5 protein-coding genes are annotated in these 3,975 nt (G+C 49.0%); 1 reads left to right on the top strand and 4 read right to left on the bottom strand.

Annotation, left to right across the window (positions count from 1 at the left end; all coding sequences use genetic code 11):
* A partial coding sequence (locus tag JF818_RS16660) for a hypothetical protein (RefSeq protein WP_198891330.1) occupies positions 1-1,221 on the bottom strand: 1,221 nt, incomplete at its 3' end.
* Positions 1,218-1,979, bottom strand: a complete 762-nt coding sequence (locus tag JF818_RS07065; protein ID WP_198891329.1) for a DNA-3-methyladenine glycosylase — start codon at positions 1,977-1,979, stop codon at positions 1,218-1,220. The genes JF818_RS07065 and JF818_RS16660, both read right to left, overlap by 4 nt.
* Positions 1,980-2,073: 94 nt before the next feature.
* Between JF818_RS07065 and JF818_RS07060 the strand changes: the two genes are divergently transcribed.
* Positions 2,074-2,742 (top strand): hypothetical protein, encoded by a 669-nt coding sequence (locus JF818_RS07060; RefSeq protein ID WP_198891328.1) that lies wholly within the window; start codon positions 2,074-2,076, stop codon positions 2,740-2,742.
* Here JF818_RS07060 and JF818_RS07055 read toward each other — a convergent pair.
* Together JF818_RS07055 and cysK are read right to left on the bottom strand one after the other, a co-directional pair.
* The gene (locus tag JF818_RS07055; RefSeq protein ID WP_198891327.1) at positions 2,723-3,154 is read right to left on the bottom strand and encodes a hypothetical protein; all 432 of its coding nucleotides are present in this window, start codon (positions 3,152-3,154) and stop codon (positions 2,723-2,725) included. The two genes, JF818_RS07060 and JF818_RS07055, sit on opposite strands and share 20 nt — an antisense overlap.
* A gap of 30 nt (positions 3,155-3,184) precedes the next feature.
* The coding region (cysK, locus tag JF818_RS07050) for a cysteine synthase A (RefSeq protein WP_198891326.1) at positions 3,185-3,975 on the bottom strand (791 nt) is incomplete at its 5' end.

The following is a 3,975-nucleotide window of genomic DNA, read 5'->3' as shown; positions in this document are numbered from 1 at the left end:
GGTATGGAATGGTTCGAGAATGGTATCAGGGTCACCAGGATACCTCGCATGGCCACTTTCCAAGCATAGGGAAAGGTCATATCGCTGTATGGCAGCTTCCCTCTTTCTCTCCTGATAGAGTTGATGACTGAATGCCTTCCTGGCGGTCTCATAGAGATCCTTGCGGAAATCGAGGTCCAGTTTGTGTGAAGACAGAGAGCTATTGAGCCGATATACCAAGTCGTTTGCAGCCTGGCCTGCCATATGCTGAACGGCCTCCACCTGATGTCGGTAGGTTAGGTAGTGAACAGCCTTTCCCAATCGCTCAGACAGTATGATCCTTGCTTCGGCAGTAGCTGCTTCCCTTCGGGGCAGGGACACAGAAAAGTCTTCCACCGTAAGTACTTCAACATTTTTCCTCTCAGCCAGTACTGGATTGATATCCCTTACCGGTGCTAGGTCAATGAAAAGCTTTGGGCCATCGGGGCTGTCGAGATCAACGGTATACTCCATCCCCTTCGTTGCACTGATCACTACATCGTATGATTTGAAATGATCAAAACGCTCCTCATAGGCGAGTGCATGAACGCCCTCTGGCAGTAAAAGATCTGCTTTTTCAAGATCGCGGAATGTCATGGTTACCTGATATCCCTTTCCAGAGAGAGTTTTTGCCACAAGACGAGAGAGGGCACTACTCCCGATAAGCATCACCTTCTTGTCGGCTTCCCGCTTCTCAAGAAGCATAAGCACTGCCTCAGCCAGGGACTCATCGGGAACCTGCAGGTCAACCTTCGATTGAACTGCTTTTGCCGTGGTAATCGCTTCCCTGAAAAGATACTCCATCCTGGGTGAAGCGCAACCATGGATTCGACTTCTCAAGAGGCTTGTGTGTATCTGGCTGATAATCTGGTCCTCACCAAAAAGGGGACTAAGCAGGCCACATGCCAAAGAGAACAGATGCTCGATCGCCTCCTCACCGAAGATGCTGTAGGTATGCTCGGTCCATATGAGCACGGGAAGAGAGAGTGCCTTGAGAAACGGCTCCTTGCAATCAATTTGTGGATTCTCACACCACACTTCCACACGGTCACAGGTGGAAAGCAGGATCACCGCATCACTACGGGTTTGCTTACGCAGTTTAATGGTTATGGCACTAAGCTGTTTCTCAGTGAATGAGAATTGTGAATGGGCTGAGGGAGGGAACTGATCAAAACGGATCCCAATTACTGTTACAGGTATCACTGCCTACCTCCTAGACGCTCCCCATGGAACAGGTACTGCTGAGCAAGCGCTGCGTACGGTGCAAAGAATGTTTCATCTTTTGTGGGATAATGTCGCTTCATCACCTTCTGCATCCAGGTATCGAGAGGGAATGCTTCCATATGATGGTATCCAAACAGCAAAATACAAGAGGCAACCTTTTCTCCTACTCCCCTGATGCTCTTGAGCAGCTCTTTTGCAGACAGGTAGTCCAGGGACTCAATGGATTCAAGAAGATCTGCATGAGAGATGGCGCTGATAAGGTAAGGAGCCCTGAACCCCATACCCAGTGCCCTAAACGCAGTCTCACTCACCCCCTCAAGTTGCTCTGGCCGGGGAAAGGCAAATACACCGGGGGAAACTTCTGTTCCATAGGTTCTACAAAGGGTTTGATACATCCCCCTGATACGCTTGATATTGTTGTTCTGGCTGAGGAGGAAACTGACCAAAACTTCCCATGGATCTTGGTTGAGTATGTGAATACTCCGATACTGACTGATGAGCAAGGAGAGATGGGGGTCAAGAGCGCTGAGCTCACGCTCAGCTTCATCATACTCCCACTCCATATCGAAGTAATGAGAGATTGTGGCATCCTCTGCTACCAATGTGGGGAAGTCAGCTTCCTCAAACATGATATGACGCCCCCCAAGCACCGCTTCATAGGTTGGGCCTTCCTTGGTCCAAGCAAATGTTTGTCCACAAAACAACGTTGCCTCGAGATTAATCAGGGTATCATTCATAGCCGAAACAATAGCAAAGCTCTTCGCTTCTTTCAAGCAAAGCATGCATCACTTCTATTAGCCATTATTTCGCCATTGTGCTATACTGCCTTCCATGAATCAAGGAAAGACGGGAATGCGAACAAGTGTACATGATACTATCTTACGTTCTCGCTATCGATTCATGGTTCATGAGAAAAGAACACTCTTATCGTATCTTGACCTGGGACAGATCAAGACCGTTGCACAAGTTCTCTCTAAACTTGAAGATGATTCCTTCTCGTTGCATTATCCTTTCAGCTTTGCCGATTTGCATTTGCAAGCCTATCCAGAAATATCTGCCATCTACAATGCTCTTGATTTTGGCATGCAATGCCAGGTCCTTGATCGTGCGGCGGAATATGGGAAGGAAGGAATCTGCGAGGCCTTGGTTGCCGTTGACTACCAGACAGGCCTCACCTCAATAGTGGCTTTGGGGAAAAACCAGGAGGAACTGGAGCAGAGAGCTCTCTCATATCTTGAGGATCCGTTGGTCAATACTTTGATAGATGAACCTTCAGAGAAGGAACTCTTTGAACTGCTGGAGTATGTCCATACTTCTCTCCTCAAAGGGGAATCAACGAAAAGACGGTATGCCTGCCATAGGGTGGCGTGCAGCGATGAATTCTTTCTTTCCCATCTATTTTCCACACTGATTGATGTACCATTCACCCTGACCTGGGGGATGGAGAAAGACAGCGAGGGTCGAGCCATTCCCACCTATGTCACTGACGAGAACGTTTAGTTACCGGGGTCAAACCATTAAACAGTGCTGTAAATGATCCATTCTGACTCGGTAGGGAAAGATTCTGAGAACGGGTATTGATGAACATCACGGGAGCAAAATAGACTTTTGCTTGTTCCTCGGGTGCATGCTTGAGTACCTGTTTGGCTACCTCTTCACTTAGGTGAGGACGATTGGGGTACATACCCACTCCGACGATAATCCACCAGAGTCTACCATTTTGCTTCTGGGCCTTGAGCTGCGGGTATCGGTTTCTGCTGCCGCTACGGAACACAACCGTCTGACCCATCTCATGAAGTGCCTCCTCAACGTAGGCTAACCCCATGGCATACAGCGCATCATCACTCAGCAGCTTATAGGAAGCGGCTGTTCTTGCTGCCTCAATCTGTGGTAATCTGAACAACGCTCTCATACGTAATTATATCACAATCGATAGGTTTTCCTAGTCTTCTTCGAACAACCAGGTCGATAAATAACGCTCACCAGAATCAGGGAGCAGAACAACGATGGTTTTTCCCTTCCACGCTGGATCTGCAGCGTATTGGAGCGCAACATACATTGCCGCCCCACTGGAAATACCAACCAACAGTCCCTCCTGCTTTGCAAGAGAGCGAGCAGTCTTTCCTGCCTTTGCATCCTCAACGGTCACTATCTCATCAATTACAGAGCGATCGAGATTACCGGGAACAAACCCTGCCCCAATACCCTGGATCTTGTGGGGACCACCATACCCTTCACTCAGCACTGGGCTGGTTGATGGCTCCACAGCAACAATTTTCACCTGGGGATTTTGTTCCTTGAGGTACTTGCCCACTCCACTGATGGTTCCACCGGTACCAACACCTGCAACAAACAAATCGACGGTGTGTGCGGTATCCTCCCAGATCTCCACACCGGTTGTACGATAGTGGACAGCTGGATTGTCGGGGTTGTCAAATTGGCTTGGAATGAATGCATGAGGAATCTGCTTGGCAAGTTCCTCAGCCTTTGCAATGGATCCTTTCATGCCAAGTGATCCTTCGGTCAGGACCAATTCAGCACCCAAAGCAGAGAGGAGTTTACGTCTTTCAAGACTCATTGTCTCAGGCATCGTGATAATCAAGCGATACCCCTTTACCGCTGCAACATAGGCCAGTCCAACGCCGGTATTCCCACTGGTAGGCTCGATGATGACGGAATCGGCTGAAAGCAGGCCACGCTGCTCAGCTCCCTCAATCATGGACAGGGCCACAC

It is taken from the genome of Sphaerochaeta sp. S2 (assembly GCF_016406725.1).
Lineage (GTDB): Bacteria > Spirochaetota > Spirochaetia > Sphaerochaetales > Sphaerochaetaceae > Sphaerochaeta.
The sequence above is the reverse complement of the archived record's forward strand: the minus strand, read 5'-3'. Positions and strand labels throughout refer to the sequence as shown.

Bases quoted from the DNA above. Each gene is read 5' to 3' on its own strand.
- JF818_RS07065 (WP_198891329.1), bottom strand. From the start codon at position 1,979: ATGAATGATACCCTGATTAATCTCGAGGCAACGTTGTTTTGTGGACAA.
- JF818_RS07060 (WP_198891328.1), top strand. From the start codon at position 2,074: ATGAATCAAGGAAAGACGGGAATGCGAACAAGTGTACATGATACTATC.
- JF818_RS07055 (WP_198891327.1), bottom strand. From the start codon at position 3,154: ATGAGAGCGTTGTTCAGATTACCACAGATTGAGGCAGCAAGAACAGCC.